General features: G+C 61.0%; 15 protein-coding genes. 6 read left to right on the top strand and 9 right to left on the bottom strand.

All coding sequences use genetic code 11. The annotated features are described in order from the left end of the window. Positions 1 to 2: 2 nt before the first annotated feature. From ACWKV4_RS10990 to ACWKV4_RS10965, 6 genes are read right to left on the bottom strand one after another with little or no spacing between them, the layout of a single operon-like run. The gene (locus ACWKV4_RS10990; protein WP_483832104.1) at positions 3 to 401 is read right to left on the bottom strand and encodes a heme-binding protein; all 399 of its coding nucleotides are present in this window, start codon (positions 399 to 401) and stop codon (positions 3 to 5) included. Positions 402 to 420: 19 nt separating this feature from the next. Then, positions 421 to 1,149: an amino acid ABC transporter ATP-binding protein gene (locus tag ACWKV4_RS10985; protein WP_483832103.1), complete on the bottom strand. Its 729-nt coding sequence runs from the start codon at positions 1,147 to 1,149 to the stop codon at positions 421 to 423. Further along, on the bottom strand, positions 1,146 to 1,808 hold the full coding sequence (locus ACWKV4_RS10980; RefSeq protein ID WP_483832102.1) for an amino acid ABC transporter permease: 663 nt from the start codon (positions 1,806 to 1,808) through the stop codon (positions 1,146 to 1,148). The genes ACWKV4_RS10985 and ACWKV4_RS10980 overlap by 4 nt, the downstream gene beginning before the upstream one ends. A gap of 51 nt (positions 1,809 to 1,859) precedes the next feature. Further along, positions 1,860 to 2,624: a substrate-binding periplasmic protein gene (locus ACWKV4_RS10975; protein ID WP_483832101.1), complete on the bottom strand. Its 765-nt coding sequence runs from the start codon at positions 2,622 to 2,624 to the stop codon at positions 1,860 to 1,862. Positions 2,625 to 2,661: 37 nt separating this feature from the next. After that, positions 2,662 to 2,838, bottom strand: a complete 177-nt coding sequence (locus ACWKV4_RS10970; RefSeq protein ID WP_483832100.1) for a Rid family hydrolase — start codon at positions 2,836 to 2,838, stop codon at positions 2,662 to 2,664. A 25-nt stretch (positions 2,839 to 2,863) separates the two neighbouring features. Further along, positions 2,864 to 4,120, bottom strand: a complete 1,257-nt coding sequence (locus tag ACWKV4_RS10965; RefSeq protein WP_483832099.1) for an NAD(P)/FAD-dependent oxidoreductase — start codon at positions 4,118 to 4,120, stop codon at positions 2,864 to 2,866. Between the two features lie 232 nt (positions 4,121 to 4,352). Between ACWKV4_RS10965 and ACWKV4_RS10960 the strand changes: the two genes are divergently transcribed. Next, positions 4,353 to 5,189 (top strand): IclR family transcriptional regulator, encoded by an 837-nt coding sequence (locus ACWKV4_RS10960; protein WP_483832098.1) that lies wholly within the window; start codon positions 4,353 to 4,355, stop codon positions 5,187 to 5,189. 234 nt (positions 5,190 to 5,423) lie between these two features. Beyond that, a complete protein-coding gene (locus tag ACWKV4_RS10955; RefSeq protein WP_483832097.1) occupies positions 5,424 to 5,990 on the top strand; it encodes an isochorismatase family protein in 567 nt (188 codons plus the stop codon). A 105-nt stretch (positions 5,991 to 6,095) separates the two neighbouring features. On the opposite strand, the gene ACWKV4_RS10950 is transcribed toward ACWKV4_RS10955, so the two are convergent. Further along, the gene (locus ACWKV4_RS10950; RefSeq protein ID WP_483832096.1) at positions 6,096 to 6,776 is read right to left on the bottom strand and encodes a hypothetical protein; all 681 of its coding nucleotides are present in this window, start codon (positions 6,774 to 6,776) and stop codon (positions 6,096 to 6,098) included. Between the two features lie 143 nt (positions 6,777 to 6,919). Between ACWKV4_RS10950 and ACWKV4_RS10945 the strand changes: the two genes are divergently transcribed. Then, on the top strand, positions 6,920 to 8,293 hold the full coding sequence (locus ACWKV4_RS10945) for a multicopper oxidase family protein (protein WP_483832095.1): 1,374 nt from the start codon (positions 6,920 to 6,922) through the stop codon (positions 8,291 to 8,293). Continuing rightward, a complete protein-coding gene (gene tadA / locus ACWKV4_RS10940) occupies positions 8,293 to 8,775 on the top strand; it encodes a tRNA adenosine(34) deaminase TadA (protein ID WP_483832094.1) in 483 nt (160 codons plus the stop codon). Before ACWKV4_RS10945 ends, tadA begins: the two co-directional genes overlap by 1 nt. Positions 8,776 to 8,780: 5 nt before the next feature. Here the strand turns inward: tadA and ACWKV4_RS10935 are convergent, their stop codons facing one another. Continuing rightward, complete coding sequence (locus ACWKV4_RS10935; RefSeq protein WP_483832093.1) at positions 8,781 to 11,714, bottom strand: dermonecrotic toxin domain-containing protein; 2,934 nt, start codon at positions 11,712 to 11,714, stop codon at positions 8,781 to 8,783. A 96-nt stretch (positions 11,715 to 11,810) separates the two neighbouring features. Then, positions 11,811 to 13,277, bottom strand: a complete 1,467-nt coding sequence (gene mltF / locus ACWKV4_RS10930; protein WP_483832092.1) for a membrane-bound lytic murein transglycosylase MltF — start codon at positions 13,275 to 13,277, stop codon at positions 11,811 to 11,813. Positions 13,278 to 13,453: 176 nt separating this feature from the next. Between mltF and purL the strand changes: the two genes are divergently transcribed. Together purL and ACWKV4_RS10920 are read left to right on the top strand one after the other, a co-directional pair. Then, positions 13,454 to 17,350, top strand: a complete 3,897-nt coding sequence (purL, locus tag ACWKV4_RS10925; RefSeq protein WP_483832128.1) for a phosphoribosylformylglycinamidine synthase — start codon at positions 13,454 to 13,456, stop codon at positions 17,348 to 17,350. A 16-nt stretch (positions 17,351 to 17,366) separates the two neighbouring features. Continuing rightward, the gene (locus ACWKV4_RS10920) at positions 17,367 to 17,678 is read left to right on the top strand and encodes an NGG1p interacting factor NIF3 (RefSeq protein WP_483832091.1); all 312 of its coding nucleotides are present in this window, start codon (positions 17,367 to 17,369) and stop codon (positions 17,676 to 17,678) included. Positions 17,679 to 17,703: the final 25 nt, after the last annotated feature.

Raw genomic sequence — 17,703 nt, 5'->3', positions numbered from 1 at the left:
CTTCACAATGCGGCGATACCCGCCTTCGCTACCTGGGCGTCCTGTTCGGCTTTAACGCCAGATACACCCACCGCGCCGATGACATGGCCCTCTACGATGATCGGTACGCCACCTTCCAGCGAGGTCAGGCAGGGCGCGCTCAGGAATGCAGTACGGCCCGTGTTGACCATGTCCTCGTATCCCTTGGTTTCGCGGCGGCCCAAGGCTGCGCTACGTGCTTTTTCCGTGGCGATGTAGGCTCCGATCGCGGCGCAGCCATCAAGGCGGGTCATTGCCAGGGGGTGCCCCCCGTCATCGACTACGGCGATGGCTACGGCCCACCCTTGACGTTGGGCTTCGGCGCACGCCGCCGCCAGGATTTGCTGAACGTCGGTCTGGCTGAGCAGGGCTTTGTATTGCATCTGTGATTACTCGTAAGTCTTAAGAATGGGAAACCCGGCGCAGGAAGTCTTTCATCCGCTCATGGGTGGGGTTTGCAAGGATTTCAGCGGAAGGCCCTTGGGCCACGATGGTGCCGCTTTCCAGGAACAGCGTGCGAGTGGACACGGCCCGGGCGAAGCCCATTTCGTGAGTCACCACAACCATGGTCATGCCTTCGTTGGCCAGGTCTTTCATCACCGCCAGCACTTCCCCAACGAGCTCGGGGTCTAGCGCCGAGGTGGGTTCGTCGAACAGCATCGCCTTAGGCTCCATGGCCAGCGCTCTGGCGATAGCCACCCGTTGTTGCTGGCCTCCGGAAAGCTGCGGCGGGTAGGCGTCGTATTTCGCAGACAGCCCCACCCGGTCAAGCAAAGCCTTGCCGCGCTGGCGTGCCTGCTCGACGGGTTCGCCTTTCACGTACACCGGCCCCTCGATAACGTTTTCGAGCACGGTACGGTGCGGGAACAGATTGAAGCGCTGAAAGACCATGCCCACCGAGCGGCAAATCTGGCGGATACTTTTGGATTGGCCATCTACCTTCATGCCGTCGATAGTGATCAGGCCGCCATCGTAGGTCTCCAGGCCGTTGATGCAGCGCAGCACGGTGGACTTACCCGAGCCCGATGGGCCGATGAGGCATACCACCTCGCCTTGGTTAATCTCGGCGCTGATGCCCTGTAACACCTGGTGGCGGCCGAACGACTTGGTGATGCTGTCGATCTTGATCATCGGGCACTCCCTTTGTATTTACGTTCGAGCCAGCCCGCCAAACCCATCAGGGGCAGGCTCAAGCACAGGTACATCAAGGCGACCAGCGTGAAAATGGTGGCATTGTTAAAGGACGCGGCGGCAATCAGCTTGCCCTGCATGGACAGCTCCACCACGGTAATGATGGAGGTCTGGGAGGAGTCCTTGAGCAGCATGATCATGTTGTTGCTGTACGGCGGCAATGCAATTTTCAATGCCTGTGGCAGGATCACCCGGCGCATGGTAAGGGTTCGGCCCATGCCTATAGACTGCGCGGCCTCACGCTGGCCGGGGTCGATCGCTTCAATGCCTGAGCGAAACACTTCCGCCATGTAAGCCGAATAAGCCAGCCCCAGGCCAAGCGCACCGGCCTGGAAGGCGCTCATGTCTACGCCCATCTCTGGTAGCACGAAGTACAGGTAGAACAGCACCACAATGATTGGGATGCCGCGAATAGCGTTGGTGAGGTAGCGTGAGCATTCGGCCAGCACGAATACGTTGCTGACCCGTAACAGCGCCCACACCAGCCCCAACGCAGTGCCAATGACCAGCGCGCAGAGGGTAATGCCAATGGTCGTCCAGGCACCTTCCATCAAGATGGGAACGTACTCGATCGCCTGGCTTACGAAACCTTCAAACATAGGCTGTATCCTTCCGGTGAGGGCGCCGAGGGGCGGCGCCCGTCAACTCAATCACAGGCTCTTCACATTCCACTTGGTCAAGATCGTGGCCAGCGTGCCGTCGGCTTTGAGCGCGGCGATCCCCTCATTGATGCGGCCCAGTAACTGGGCGTTGCCCTTACGTACGGCCACCCCGATGGCAATGCGTATCTGCTTGTTGTAATCCTCTGCCACGCGCAGGCTTTTGGAGCCCGACTGCTTGACGGTATAGAGCATCACCGGGCCGTCGCCCACGGCCACGTCGATTCGGCCAAGGGCTACCTCACGGATCATGTCCGCCATGCTGTCGTACATACGCACCTCCTTGATGCCGGCTTGTGCCTTCATGGGCTCTACCGACACGGTACCGGTCTGTACGCCAACGGTTTTGCCGGCGAAATCCGCGCTGCTGTGGTAAGCCGTTGTATCTTTGCTGTTGGCGATCACCTCTTCGCTATAGGCGAATAGCTCGTCGGAAAAATCTACAACTTGGGCGCGCTGTGTATTGATGGCGAACGCCGAGCTGATCATGTCGATCTTGTCGGTCTGCAGAGAGGGGACCAACCCGGCGAAGGGTATGGGGCGCAGGTCCGGAGTGAAGCCGAGTTTTTGCCCCAGGGCTTGAGTGATGTCGATCATCACGCCCTGGAGTGTATTGGTCTTGGTGTCGAGAAAGTTGAACGGCACGGCGGTAGGCGTAGCGCCCACGCGCAGGGTTTCTTGAGCCTGAACGTGCGCAGACAGTACCTGGAGGGTGAGCAACGCGCAGCCAGTCAGTTTGAGCAGTCGCGAAAGCATGGAGTATCTCCTGTGAGTGTTTTGTTTAGCGCCTGTCTTAAACCGCTGCGGTCACGATTATCTCGACGAGCATGTCTGGGGTGGCCAACAGGCCCTGGCAGGTAGCGCGAGCCGGCGCGGCCCCTTCTGGCAACCAGGCGTCCCATACCCGGTTCATGCCTTGGAAGTCGGCGATCCGGGTCGTGGGCTGGTGGCGCGTTATAGCAGCGGTCATAAACAACTCCTGATGGGGCAAGGGTTCAAAAACGGTCGATAGAGAAGGGCATCAGTATGTTTAAGGCTCGGGCTGATCCGGCCATGGCCTGCGCCAGTAACCGACCGGTACCCGCGGCGCCGGTCAAACCCAGGTGGCCGTGACCAAAGGCGCACCAAAGCCCTGCATGGCCAGGTACCTCGCCAATCACCGGGAGTGAATCAGGCAGGCACGGGCGGTGCCCCATCCATTCAATCGGGTCGGTAATGTCCAGGTTGGGCAACCCAGCCTTGGCATGCCCGGCGAGCAACTGAGCGCGGGGGGTGCTTGGGAGGCGCTCCAGGCCGCCGAATTCCACGGTCCCCGCTACCCGCAGGCCGCTCTGCATGGGCGTAATGAACACCTTACGGTCGGCCAGCACGACAATACGCCGCAGTTGAATGCGCGGGTTGGGAAAGCGCAGGTGATAGCCACGCTGGGTTTCTAGCGGGACCTTTACCCCAAGCGGGCGCAGCAATTGAGCAGACCAGGCGCCGGCCGCCATTATCAGCTGCGGGCTAAGGTAGCGGCCCGCCTGGCCAAGCAGGGTCCAGCCACCGGCGGTGCGGGAAACGCTTTCTATACGGTCCCTGATAAATTGCACACCGCGCCCCGCCAGGTGTTCAGCAATGCGCGAGGCGTAATGCTGAGGCTCTTTTACCCAAGGCTGATCTGGCAAGTGATAGCCAACCTGGTAGGCCGAGCTGACCGCAGGCTCCAGCCGTCGGATATCGTCTAACCCAATACGTTGCGCATCAAGGCCGTGCTGTATTTTCAAGGCCCAACCCGCGTTATCTTTTTCGAGGCTGGAGAGGCTCGGGTAGAGGTGCAATTGCCCGGTTTCCACAATCAAGTCCGCACAGCCAGCCTTTGTTGCCAAGGCTTTGTGATCCGTGACCGCATTCCCGATCAAGGCATGCAGCGACTGCGCGATTCGGGCAACCCGCTCGGGCCGGGAAGCGGCAACGAACCGTGCCATCCAAGGGGCGACCCGCAGCAGGTAATTCGCAGGTACATAAAGCGGGCCAGTGGGGTCGAGGAGCATGCCAGGCGCCTGCTTCAACACCCCCGGCATCGCCAGCGGCGCTACCGCACCGGACGCCAACGAGCCCGCGTTGCCGGATGAGCATTCGGCACCTGGGGCGCAAGCATCAATAACGGCAACTCGCATACCGCTTTCCACCAAGTGAAAGGCTGTGCACAGGCCGACAATGCCCGCACCGAGCACAATGACTTGGGGTTCCCGATCTTGTGTGTCACGCATCTTTTATGCAGCTCTGGGCCAAGGGTTACCTTCTGATAGAATGCAGAAGCTAGGCCGATTTCGATACTCGTGTATCGCACAGCGATACGGTCGGAAGTTATTGCGTAATAATGGGGTTTGCCTGGCAATGCCAAGCTGCAGTGCCCGGTCGAGTGTTCTGTCACTTGGCTAGCATTGGCCCATAACAGTGCAGCTAACAGCTTCTCTGCACCATGATCGATTGGAGCGCGCGATGAATGCTGATGAATCTCCTCTGTATGTTCAGTCATTGGCCAGTGGCTTGGCGGTGCTAGGTGCCTTTACCACCGACCGCCCCAGCATGAACCTTCGAGAAATCGCCGAGGCCGCGGGTGTTACTAAAAGTGGCGCTCAGCGATTCACTCATACCTTGGTCGCGTTGGGACTGTTACGAAAGGATGACGCCTCCAAACGGTTTTCGTTATCGCCGGGCACCTTGCAGACCGGCTATCGTTACCTCCAGGCCCACGTGCTCCTGGAACGCGCCAACCCCTACCTGCTTGACCTGAATAAACAGACAGGCGAGACGGTGAACCTGGCCGAGCCTGATGGGAGTGACATGGTCTATATAGGGCGCTTTCCAAGCCCTCACCGGGCGATCGTGCATATGCCAGTAGGTCGCCGCCTGCCTTTATTCTGCTCGTCGGCCGGGCGCGCCTACTTGTCCTGTATGCCGGACGAGCAGGTCGAGGAAGTACTGGCACGTGTGGAACGACCCAGGTTCACACCTCATACCGTCACCGACCGGGGCAAACTCATGGAGCTGATTTCTGCTGCCAGGTCGACTGGGTTTGCCTACAGCGTGGAGGAGTTCTACCTGGGGGACGTAGCCTTCGCGGTACCTGTGCGTAACATGCGAGGTGAAGCGGTCGCGGCGATCAATTTGTCTGTCTCCACCGCTTATTGGAGTTTTGAACGTGCCAGCGCCGAACTGGTGCCCAAATTGATTCACACCGCCAACCTGATTTCCACCAAGCCACCCACGCCTCGAGCGATGGAGCCGTTCCAGATTGGCTATGGAAAGGTCAAGGAAGGCGAACGCCGTGGCTAGTCAGCCGTTCAATGTGTAGGAGCCAGCGAAGCTGGCGAATAGGTCCGACACGCCGCGCCTTGCTTCGCAAGGCTCGGAAGCTGGGCATGGAGCGGGTTAAAGTGGCACGGAATCTGCCATTGGCATGCGCTCAGGTATGCCCTCAGGTATGCCCTAGGGTGACTGGCGATTAGCTGTTCAAACCTCGCCTCGCCGGAGCACACTCATGTGTTCGTATCACCTAAAGGACGCTACATGAAGGAACCTCTTAGCCCCATGCCTCTGGTTATCCTTGATGTTCAGGATGCGATTGATCGCCCTAACTGGGCTGGGAAAAACAACCCCGGGTATCTGATGGTGATTCAACGCCTTCTTGAGCGCTGGCGGTCGATGGGGTGGCCAGTTATTCACGTAAAGCACGATGAGCAAGCCCCCGCGTCCAGTTATTACGTTCATGGCCAATGGAATGGTATCAAGCAGGAAGTTGCCCCTGTAGCAGGCGAAACCGTCATCACCAAGCAAGAGAATTGTGCGTTTATCGGCACCGAATTGGATGCCACCCTTAAACTGATGCGGGCAACGCGCTTTGTGCTAACGGGTGTGGTGATACACAACAGTATGGACGCCACTGTCCGTGCCGGAAAAGCGCTTGGCTACAGCATTATCCTTCCCCCAGACGCAACCACTGCCGTACCCGTTATTGGGGTCGATGGAGAGGCTTGGGATGCGCAAACTGTTTATGGACTGACCTTGGCAATACTGGGTAATGAATATGCGGATGTTCTAGCCTCAAGTGAATTGATTGCCCGGCTCTACCTATGAGATTTGAGGGTATCGGCTGCTGATCCGGGGTGCAGGGCATGGGGCTATTTCTTCAAAACATTTTTCAGGCTAGGGATATTCGATTCAATCTTTTTCAGCATCCATTCACTCCACCCCCACCGCCTTCAACCGGGCCGAGTCCAAATGCCAACGCCGTTGCTCGGTACTGGCGCCATCCACATTGTTCACCCGGCGCACGATGTACTGGCCGGTAAAGCGCTGATGGGTGCCGTTGTCGAGTAGGGCGTCCACGGTCACGGGCACGGTTTGGTAAAGGGAGCCTGCTCCGCCTTCTGGAGGGGGTAATTGACCAAGGGTGACATGGGTTTCGCGGGTAAGCTTGAAGCCGGCTTCGAAGGTAGCGAATGCCTGGTTTGGCTTGCCGTTTTCGCCCCACTGCGACCAGGCAGTGCCAAAGTCTCGGGCGTTGAGCGCAGAATAATAGCGGCGTACTACCGCAGCGGCGGCTTCCTGACTGGTGGGGGCGGGCAGGCAGCCGTCCATGGGCGCGCCCTGGCCGTCGAACAGGGCGCAACCGCGGGCAATCTCGTCTTCGATCAGGGCGCAGCTGTTGGCCGCATTGCACGGCGGATGGGTAGCGGGCGATACGTTGCGGCACACCTCAACGCGGCGCTGTGCTTCCTGCTTGCCCAGTTCGTCGGCACAGGCGCGTACCGCGCTTGTGTCCCCGCCTTTGCCTTGTTGAGTAGGGCCTGCCTGTACGAAGGCCCCTGGCAGTATCAACCCGCCTAAGGCGCCTAATAGGGTTAAAGACGTCAGTTTCATATTGCACTCCTTGGGCGGGCCAAGCCTGTTTATCGGCGGGCCTTAAAGTTTTGCCTATGGTTGTGTATGGTGTCGACCCCAGCGAGCCAGGCCCAACTGAACGTCATCCAGGCCCAGCCTAAGTCACAGAGGTACCTTCCGTCATGTCCTTCACTCGTCGCCGAATCCTTGCAGGCCTGTCTGGCTTGGCTGTCGTGGGGCTGGGCGCTGGCGGCGTGGCGCGTTATTGGCTGGGGCGTAATGAAGCGCCCGAGGGCCATGACTACGAACTGATCGCCGCACCCTTGGATGTGGAGCTGGTAGCAGGCCATGTCACGCCGGCCTGGGCGTTCGGGGGCTCCGCCCCGGGCATGGAGTTGCGTGTGCGTCAGGGGGCCTGGCTGCGGGTGCGGTTTATCAACCACCTGCCGGTGCCGACGACCATCCATTGGCATGGCATTCGCCTGCCTCTGCATATGGACGGGGTGCCTTATGTGTCCCAGCTGCCGGTAATGCCTGGTGAACACTTCGATTACCGTTTCCAGGTGCCTGACGCTGGCAGCTATTGGTACCACCCCCATGTGGCGAGTAGCGAACAGCTAGGGCGGGGGCTGGTGGGCCCGTTGATCGTGGAGGAGCGTGAACCCACGGGCTTCGTGCATGAGCGTACCCTGAGTTTGAAAAACTGGCATGTGGACGAGGCGGGCGGATTTCTGCCGTTCAGCATCCCTCGAGAGGCCGCGCGTAATGGCACCTTGGGCCGGTTGAGCACCATCAACGGAACACCTGCCCCCACCGTGGACCTGCCCGCGGGGCAGGTGGTGCGGGTGCGGCTGCTGAACCTGGACAACACAGCCACCTACCGCCTGAACCTCAAGGGCGAGGGCGAAGCCCGGATCTACGCCCTTGATGGTAACCCGATCGAACCACGCCCGCTGGGCAAGGATTACTGGCTAGGGCCGGGCATGCGCATCTGCCTGGCTATCAAAATGCCTACCGTAGGCGGGGAGATCTCCCTGCGTGACGGCCCCGTGCGCTTGGGGACCTTCCGCGCCGTGGCGGCCGCAGGGGCCGCAGGCGACTGGCCACCGGCCTTAGCGCCCAACCCTATCGCCGAGCCGGATCTGGCCAATGCCGAGAAGCTAAATTTCAATTTCGAATGGGTAGGCACCACGCCCGCGGCAGGTGTAACGGCTGCGCCGAGCTTATGGCAGATCAACGGCGTGGCCTGGGACATCAACGATAAAACCTGCGCCGACCGGCCCATCGCCCGGCTGGAGAAGGGCAAAAGCTATATCTTTGAGCTCAAGAACATGACCCAGTACCAGCACCCAGTGCATCTGCACGGGATGAGTTTCAAGGTGATCGCGTCCAGTCGGCACAAGGTAGTGCCTTACTTTACCGATACCTATTTGCTGGGGCGTAATGAGCGCGCTCAGGTTGCCTTGGTGGCCGATAACCCTGGCACTTGGATGTTTCACTGCCATGTGATCGACCACATGGAAACCGGCCTGATGGCTGCGATCGAGGTGGCCTGATGCGCCAGCCGCTGATCATTGACCGCAGTCGCGACCGAGGCTTTATGCTGATGGCACTGGAGCTGGCAGCCCAGGGCGCGGCGTTGGGGGAGGTGCCAGTGGGCGCTGTGCTGGTGCAAGGCGGGGAAGTGGTGGGCCGGGGCTTTAATTGCCCCATCAGCACCCACGACCCCAGCGCCCATGCCGAGATGGTGGCCATACGCGACGCAGCCCAGGCGCTAAGCAATTACCGCCTGCCAGGTAGCACCCTTTATGTGACACTCGAACCCTGCAGCATGTGTGCTGGGCTGATCGTGCATTCGCGGGTAGCACGGGTGGTGTTCGGCGCGCTGGAGCCCAAGGCCGGCATCGCCCAAAGCCAAGGGCAATTCTTTACCCAACCCTTTCTGAATCACCGCGTAATGCTGGAGGGCGGCGTGCTGGCGTCGGAGTGCGGCGCGGTATTGAGCGCTTTTTTTAAAGCCAGGCGCGCCGCCGATTGACCGTATCAAAGCATACGTCGCAGCCCCATCAGGCGTAATGCCGCGGTCAGCCCCACCAGCCCTTCGTAACGCCGGCCGTTTACTTGGGGCCATTGCGGCGTGTTGATATAGAACGACCGGCCTTCTTCAACGATGGGTGTATGCACCAAGGTGCCCGCGCGGCTACGGTGAATGATTTCAAGCCCGCTGCCTTGATGCACGATCACATAATCACCAGCCTGGGTCAGTTGCAGTTCGGGCGAGCGTACACTGACCCCGCCGGTGGGGACCGAGGCCACAGGCATGCGCAAGCGCAGGTCGCTTTTGAGCAGCACCGCGGGGCCTGACCCGTCGGGCACTAACACGCCAGGGTCTTCGCTGATGCCCCCCGGCGTGTCCAGAGGTACGTCCTCCGCGCGAAGGCTGGTCGCGCCTTCCAGGTCAGCCACGCCTGGTACGGTGAGGTATTTATCAGTATGTGAATTGCCGACCAGCGCGACCCACTTAGCGCTGGGTGGATTACTGGCGAACACTTGGTGAGCATAGTAATTCATCACTTGCTGACGCCTGGTGAGGTGCGTGCTGGATTCGAGCTTATAGCTGGCGGCACAATCGAGCGCGCGTACCTGAATGCGCTGATCGACCGCTGCCTTGACCACATTCGTGAAGGTGTAGCGGCCGCCAGGGTCGGTTTTATGGCCCACGTCCAGGTACTTGAGGTAGCGGCCCAAGGCATCGGACATTTTGCCTGTGGTCGCGAAGGTATCCAGGTCCGCCTGGTGCGCATCGGTCAGCAAATGCTCCATATAAAGGGTCTTTACACCTTCCTTGGCCAGCCGAGGCATTTGCTCTATCAAAAACTGCTTTGAAGCCACCCCGTGATGCGCTTCGCCGATAACCAGGCCGTTCCCCTTAGCGAAGATTTCACGCAGCGTTTGCTTAACGGGCGCATCGGCCGCCGGTGGCGCTAGGGTAGGGTGGGGTACGCCCTGTTTTTGGCTAAAGAAGGCGCGTGCGTCTGAGATCAGCTGCGATTGGTGTTCACTGAATACTGTTTCGATGCCGGAATCAGGCTGGGCAAGGTCCATATAGCCGCGCAGCCGGCGGTTGTCCGGGTCCAGCACCGCTTCGGCCAGTTCCTCCTGGAAATGGCTCGGCAAATCGTAGCGAGTCAACGTACGAGGGCCCAGCTCGGCCGCGTCCAGCCGCCCGCGCGCCCAAGCCACCAGGCGGTTGAACTTGCCGCCGCCTTTAAGGCCAGGCCGGGGTGCGATCTCCCAGTTGCCCTCCAAGGTTCTGCGCAGGGGCACGGTTCGGTAAAACGAAAATGGGTAGTCCGGGTCCACCACTACCCAGGTGTGTAGCTCGGCGGCGTAGCGCACAGCGTAGGCCGCGCCTTCGATTTCGACATAGGTTTGCCCGCCTGGCAGGCTAAAGATGCCAGCCCATTTGCCTTCTGTATCAGGGCTGTAGGCTGCCAGCAAAACATCGGCTTGATAGGCAGCTAGCTCCTGGTTGCGGGTAACGTACAGTGGGCCGGGGGGCAGCTCGTCCAGGTTAGGCAGCCGAGCCCCTGCAACGGGCGGTTGCGGTTGCGCGGGGTTGCCAAATTCAGGGAGGGTAAAGGCGTCATCCACAGCAGCAAAATGCTCCCCAGCCTCTGCGGCCCAAGCCCCCCAGAGGTGGAGGCCATTGAATAGGCTGTCGATGCCCGCCGCAATGGCCCCAATCACACTGGCCTTGCGCTGTGCCGGGTTGGCCGCGTGCACGGCTTGGTCAATATTCAAACCCATGTCCGCCAGACCGGCGCCGACCACGGCCAGGGCTACCGGCCAATCCAGGGCCGCCATGGGGCCAAACACCTTGTTGAAAGCGCCCAGGTAGCTTATCCACATTTTTTCGCGTTGTTCGCTGTTGCTGCGAAGTGACAGATTGGCGTCGGCCGGCATGCGTGCCTGTGCCTGCATGGCCAGGTAGGTAAAGGCATCCGTGGTCAGCCGCTGCTTCGGGTGGTGGAACACGTGTGGGTCTTGCTTGCCCCAGGTGGCGTAGAGCAGGTCGATCACAGCATTCAAGCCGCTGCCCCGCGATGAGGATAAATAGGTGCTCAGAGGGAAGTGCAGCATAAAGCGGGCGCGAGATTCCGCGTCCTTATTGCGCATCAATAGCCACCAATGCATCGCTTGTACGCAGCTGAACTTCTGTAGGCTGTCGACTTCTCCAGGCTCCCAAACGAATTGCTCACCGGCCAGGTTCTCTACGCACAGGATGTCGCTGGACAGGTAACCACCAATCTGCAACAGGTACACCCGTGCATGCGCTGGCGGGGGGCAGGCCTGGCCCAAGCGGGTCAGGGTAAGCGGAGCGCTGGCACCACCAGCCAGGGCATCGAGCAGAAAGTTAAGGTCTGCGTCACTCAAAGCGTTGGCTTCCCGGGCCTCCAGTGCTTGCCCGATGAAATGCGCCTTGGTCAACAGGCGAAAATCATCGCTGTGGTCCCGCCAAAATGCTTCTACGTTTTTAAGAAAATCAGCCTTGAAGTCGATTTTCCACAGCCACTTGAGCACGTCGCTGGGCAGCAGTCGTACCTCGTTGTTCTCGTCGTAACGCTGTGCATGGGCGTCGGCGGTGTAAAACCCCGTCATCAAGTCAAGGTCGTCGATCGCATCCTGGTCATCAGCATTGAAACGGTGCATGACCAACTGTGTGAGGCTCAAGCTTTCCATTGGGCGTTGATAATGGGCCCAACCGCTAAAGGTGCGTGGGCTGCTGGCGGCATCGGCAAAGCGGTGCCAGTACACCTGCTCGGGTGTTAGCCCCGTGATGCCATGCTGGTGAAGCAGCGCCATGGCGTGGGTGCGTACACGGTCACGCAGGTCTGGGCACGCCTCGGTCACGGTCTTGGCCAAGGCGAGTAAATGGTTTTGAGCGGCGGTCGCGGGGGGTACGGGGTGTTCCATGGTGAAGCTCCTTGACTGAGAAGGGTCAAGGGTCGCCCAGCACTGGCAGTACAGGGCGCTATATAGATGCGCCTGGGGCAATGGACGTTATAGGCCTTAAAGCGGGGGTGACTTTTGCCCTTGGGGTGGTGGTGCCTTGTCTACTCCGGGGACATGCAGGTTGCCATCCACCACCTGGTTGCCCTCACCCTGGGGCTGAGTGACCCAGGTCAAAATGTCGTAATAACGGCGAATGTTGGCCACGAAATGCACCGGCTCTCCGCCACGGGCATAGCCATAACGGGTTTTGCTGTACCACTTCTTCTGGGACAAGCGCGGCAGCATTTTTTTAACGTCCAGCCACTTGTTCGGGTCCAGCCCCTCGTCTACCGCCAGCTTACGGGCATCGTCCAGGTGGGCGGTGCCGATGTTGTAGGCCGCCAGGGCGAACCAGGTACGGTCGGGTTCCTTGATGCTGTTGTCCAACTGGTCCTTGATCAGGGCGAAGTACCTGGCGCCGCCATAAATGCTTTGCCGGGCGTCCAGCCGATTGGCCACGCCCATGGCCTGAGCGGTGCTTTGGGTGAGCATCATCAGGCCGCGCACGCCGGTTTTCGAGGTGACCGAGGCCTGCCACATGGATTCCTGGTAGCCGATGGCGGCCATCAGCCGCCAATCTACCCGCTCCTGGTGAGACGCGGCCTTGAAATGTTTCTCGAAGCGCGGCAGGCGCTCCTGGAGGTGTTGGGCGAAGGTATAAGCGCCCACATAGCCCAACACGTCGACGTGGCCGTAGTAACGATCCTTCAAGCGTTGCAGGGTACCGTTGCGGCGTACCTTGTCGATAAAGCTGTCGATTTCGTGCAGCAGGCTGTTGTCGGTGCCCGCCGCCACGGCCCAGCGCTGGTCCCGGCTATCGCCCAGGTCAAAGGCCACGCGCGCGTTGGGGAAGTACACCTGGTTCATGGCCACCTCGTTGGAGTCCACCAGGGTGTAGTCGATCTGCCCTTCGTCCACCATGCGCAGCAGGTCTACCACCTCCACCGCGTCGGATTCTTCGTACTCGATGCCCGGGTTCTGCTGCTTGAGCTCGGCCAGTTGCTCGGCATGGGCGCTGCCCTTGAGCACGGTGATTTTCTTGCCCTCAAGGCTTTTGGCATCGGTGGGCCGAGGCTGGCCATTGCGGTAGATGACCTGTGGCGTAACCTCCAGATAGGGGTGGGAGAAGCGCGCGGTTTGCTGCCGGGCGGTGCTGCTCACCAAGCCGGCGGCGGCCAGTACCGGGCCGTTGGGCTGGCCCAGGCGGTTGAAGAGGTCGTCCAGGTTATCGGCGGTCTGGATTTCCAGCTTGACCCCCAGCTCGTCGGCGAAGCGCTTGACCAGTTCGTATTCGAAGCCGGTGTCGCCGTTGCGATCCTGGAAATAAGTGGCCGGGCTGTTACGGGTGATAACGCGCAGCACGCCGTCTTCCTTGATTCGCTCTAGCGTGCTGGGTTTTTCAACACAGCCGTTGAGCATCAAAAGGAAACCGGTTGCAAGGAGCCACAGCGCCTGGCGCATATGGGGAACAATCGAGGCAAACATGGGTGCAGTATACGCAAAGCGCTAGCGGGACCATATCTCGACAATGCAACAGGGTTTCTGCTAGGCCTGGGAAACCCGGCCAACTGCCAAAGGGGGCACCGGTACGGATGCCTACGGCGAAGCTTTAGGCTAGAATGCACGACCCAATCAACACCCCTCCCGAGGCTGTCCCCACGATGTTGATCCTGCGCGGCGCTCCTGCCCTTTCTGCCTTTCGCCACGGTAAATTACTGGAGCAATTGAGTCAGAAGGTCCCCGCTGTCACCGGCCTGTATGCTGAGTTCGCTCATTTTGCCGAGCTCAAGGCCGACCTCGATGACCAACAGCTGCAAGTACTGGCACGCCTGCTCAAGTACGGGCCCAGTGTACCCGTGCAGGAGCCCGCGGGGCAGTTGTTCCTGGTGGTGCCGCGTCTGGGCACCATTTCGCCTTGGTCGAGCAAGGCCAGCGACATCGCCCACAACTGTGGCCTGGCCAATGTGGAACGGCTGGAGCGCGGGATTGCCTATTACGTGCAAGGTGAGTTGAGCGCCGAACAGGCCGCCCACGCGCAGGCCGTGCTGCACGACCGTATGACCCAGCGCGTGCTTGATCGCCTCGAGGACGCCTCGGCGATGTTCAGCCATGCCGAGCCCCGGCCGATGACCTCGGTGGACGTGCTCGGTGGCGGTCGCGCGGCGCTGGAAGCCGCCAACCTCAGCCTCGGCTTGGCCCTGGCTGAAGATGAGATCGACTATCTCGTCACCAGCTTCCAAGGGCTGAAGCGCAACCCCAACGACATCGAATTGATGATGTTCGCCCAGGCCAACTCCGAGCATTGCCGTCACAAGATTTTCAATGCCAGTTGGGACATCGACGGCCAGGCCCAGGAAAAAAGCCTGTTCGGCATGATCAAGAACACCTACCAGATGCACGGCGAAGGCGTGCTCTCGGCCTACAAGGACAACGCCGCGGTCATCGTTGGCCACGAGGCGGGCCGGTTCTTCCCCGACCCTGACAGCCGCGAATACGGCGCGGTGCGCGAGCCCGTGCATATCCTGATGAAAGTCGAAACCCATAACCACCCCACCGCCATCGCGCCCTTCCCTGGGGCCTCCACGGGTTCCGGCGGGGAGATTCGCGACGAGGGCGCTACCGGCCGCGGCGCCAAGCCCAAGGCGGGGCTGACGGGCTTCACCGTGTCCAACCTGAACATCCCGGGTTTCGAGCAACCCTGGGAACAGGCCTATGGCAAGCCAGAGCGCATTGTCACGCCTTTGGACATCATGATCGAAGGCCCCCTCGGTGGCGCTGCGTTCAACAACGAATTCGGCCGCCCGGCGCTTACCGGGTATTTCCGTACCTTTGAGCAGGCGGTGAACAGCCCTCGTGGCGAGGAAGTACGGGGTTACCACAAGCCCATCATGCTGGCTGGCGGCCTGGGTAACATTCGCGCCGAACACGTGCAGAAGGGCGAAATCCCCGTGGGCGCCAAGCTGATCGTGCTCGGCGGCCCGGCGATGCTGATCGGCCTGGGCGGTGGCGCGGCCTCGTCCATGGCCACCGGTGCCAGCTCGGCAGACCTGGACTTCGCCTCGGTACAGCGTGAAAACCCGGAAATGGAGCGCCGCTGCCAGGAGGTCATCGACCGCTGCTGGCAGCTGGGCAATGCCAACCCTATTTGCTTCATCCACGACGTGGGCGCTGGCGGCCTGTCCAACGCCTTCCCTGAGCTGGTCAACGACGGTGGCCGCGGTGGCCGTTTCGAGCTGCGCAACGTGCCGAACGACGAGCCCGGCATGGCGCCCCACGAAATCTGGAGCAACGAATCTCAAGAGCGCTATGTAATGGCGGTGGCGGCGCAAGACTTCCCTCGTTTCCAGGCCATTTGCGAGCGCGAGCGTTGCCCGTTCGCGGTGGTGGGCGAGGCTACCGAAGAACTGCAGCTGACTGTTACCGACAGCCATTTCGACAACGCCCCGGTGGACATGCCGCTGGAAGTGCTGCTGGGCAAGGCCCCGCGCATGCACCGCGCGGTAGTCCGTGAAGCGGAGCAGGGCGATGACTTCGACCCGGCCAGCGTAAACTTGGCTGACGCGGTCACCCGCGTGCTGCGCCACCCCGCCGTAGCCAGCAAAAGCTTTTTGATCACCATCGGCGACCGCACCATTACCGGCCTGGTGGCGCGGGACCAGATGGTCGGCCCCTGGCAGGTACCGGTGGCGGACTGCGCGGTCACGGCCACCAGCTTCGACGTCTACACCGGTGAAGCCATGGCCCTGGGCGAGCGTACGCCGCTAGCGCTGCTCGACGCCCCGGCCTCTGGCCGCATGGCTATCGGCGAAACCCTGACCAACCTGGCGGCCTCGGCCATCGGCAAGCTGTCGGACGTCAAACTCTCCGCCAACTGGATGGCCGCCGCTGGCCACCCTGGCGAAGACGCGCGCCTGTATGACACGGTCAAGGCCGTGGGCATGGAGCTGTGCCCAGCCCTGGGCATCACCATCCCCGTGGGGAAGGATTCGATGTCCATGCAAACCCGCTGGCAGGATGACAGCGGTGAGAAGGCGGTTACCTCGCCCATGTCGCTGATCGTCAGCGGTTTCGCGCCAGTGACCGACATTCGCAAAACCCTTACCCCGCAGTTGCGCATGGACAAGGGCGAAACGGACCTCATCCTGATCGACCTTGGCCGTGGCAAGCACCGCATGGGCGCCTCTATCCTGGCCCAGGTGCACGGCAAACTGGGCCAAGGTGCCCCAGACGTGGACGACGCCGAGGATCTGAAAGCCTTCTTCGCGGTGATCCAAGGCTTGAACGCCGATGGTCATTTGCTGGCCTACCATGACCGCTCCGATGGCGGCTTGCTGGTGACCGCGTTGGAAATGGCCTTCGCCGGCCACTGTGGCCTGGACCTGCGCCTGGACACCCTGGCCCATGGCCCTGAGGAAGCGGCCGCTGTGCTGTTCAACGAGGAGTTGGGCGCGGTGATTCAGGTGCGTCACGACGCTACCCCGGCCATCCTTACTCAATTTAGCGCCGCTGGCTTGGCGGACTGCGTAGTGGTGGTGGGCAAGCCAGTGAACAACGGCCATGTGGCCATCCGCCTGAACGACCAGGTGCTGTTCGAGGGCGAGCGCCGCCTGTTGCAGCGCCAATGGGCCGAAACCAGCTACCGCATTCAGCGGCTGCGGGACAACGCCAGTTGCGCCGACCAGGAATTCGACGCCCTGCTCGAAGAAGACAACCCTGGCCTTCATGCCAAGCTGTCTTTCGACGTGAACGAAAACGTCAGCGCGCCTTATATCAAGACAGGTGTGCGCCCTAAGGTAGCAGTGCTGCGCGAGCAGGGCGTGAACGGCCAGGTGGAAATGGCCCAGGCCTTCGACCGCGCCGGCTTCAGCGCGCTGGACGTCCATATGAGTGACATCCTGGCCGGCCGCGTAGACCTCAATGAGTTCAAGGGGCTGGTCGCCTGCGGCGGCTTCTCCTATGGCGACGTGCTTGGGGCAGGCGAAGGCTGGGCAAAATCGGCGCTATTCAACGCGCGCGCCCGGGATGCCTTCCAGTCGTTCTTCGAGCGTGAAGACAGCTTTGCCCTGGGCGTGTGCAACGGTTGCCAGATGATGTCCAACCTGCATGAGCTGATTCCAGGCAGCGAAAGCTGGCCTCACTTCGTGCGTAACCGCTCCGAGCAGTTCGAGGCGCGGGTTGCGCTGGTGCAGGTGCAGGAATCCAACTCCATCTTCCTGCAGGGCATGGCCGGCTCGCGTATGCCAATCGCCATCGCCCATGGCGAGGGCCATGCGGAGTTTGCCAGCGAGCAGGCGTTGGTCGAGGCGGACGTTTCAGGTTGCGTAGCCCTGCGCTTCGTGGATAACCACGGCAAGGTCACTGAAACCTACCCCGCCAACCCCAATGGCTCGCCCCGTGGCATCACTGGATTAACGTCCCGTGACGGTCGCGTGACCCTCATGATGCCGCACCCGGAGCGGGTCTTCCGCGCCGTGCAGAACTCGTGGTACTCGGACGAGTGGAGCGAAGACGGCGGCTGGATGCGCATGTTCCGCAACGCGCGGGTGTGGGTGAACTAAACGGGCAGGGGTACGAATGTACAAACTGTGTTTCTTCGTACCCCCTAGCCACGTGGAGGCCGTCAAGGCGGCGGTGTTCAGCGCCGGGGGCGGCCACATTGGCCAATACGACCACTGCTGCTGGCAAGTGCTGGGCACAGGCCAGTTTCGGCCATTACGGGGTAGCCAGCCGTTTATGGGTAGCGTTGGCCAGGTGGAAACCCTCGAGGAGTGGCGGGTAGAGTTGGTAGTGGCGGACGCCGTGGTGCAAGCCACGGTAGCCGCCCTCAAGCACAGCCACCCCTATGAAACACCCGCTTATGAAGTATGGCGGTTGCACGACCTGTAGGGCTGCCCGTTCGCTACAGATTGCT

The sequence above is a fragment of the Pseudomonas artemisiae genome (assembly GCF_057128685.1).
Note: the sequence above shows the minus strand (reverse complement) of the source record. Positions and strands in the feature narration are given on the sequence as shown.